Below are 327 nucleotides of genomic sequence, written 5' to 3' on the forward strand. Positions count from 1 at the left end.
CACTGCATATTTAATCGTATTGCCCGGAAAATAGAAACTGGAATTTCCTTTGGTAAAATCAAACTTTACTACCGGAACGGCATTGCCTACAGCTATCTCTACTGTTTTACTGTTTTTCGCGCCATCAGGATCTGATACAGTGAGTGTGGCTTTATAAATCCCCGGAGTGGTCAAGGTGATTTCGGGGTTGGCCAGTTTGCTGCTTTGTTTAACTACACCTGCCCTGCTGATCTTCCAGTTGTATTTTAAAGAATCTCCGTCGGCATCTGCTGTTCCGGCTGAGGAGAGTTTTACTTTCAGTGGTGCTGCCCCAGCGGTTGTGCTGGA

Annotated in this window: 1 protein-coding gene; it reads right to left on the bottom strand. The window is 45.9% G+C overall.

Translation table 11 applies throughout. The features are described 5' to 3' along the window. A partial coding sequence (locus WAE59_RS25800) for a PKD domain-containing protein (RefSeq protein WP_337858895.1) occupies positions 1-327 on the bottom strand: 327 nt, incomplete at both ends.

The sequence above is a fragment of the Pedobacter sp. GR22-6 genome (genome assembly GCF_037402555.1).
Lineage (GTDB): Bacteria > Bacteroidota > Bacteroidia > Sphingobacteriales > Sphingobacteriaceae > Pedobacter.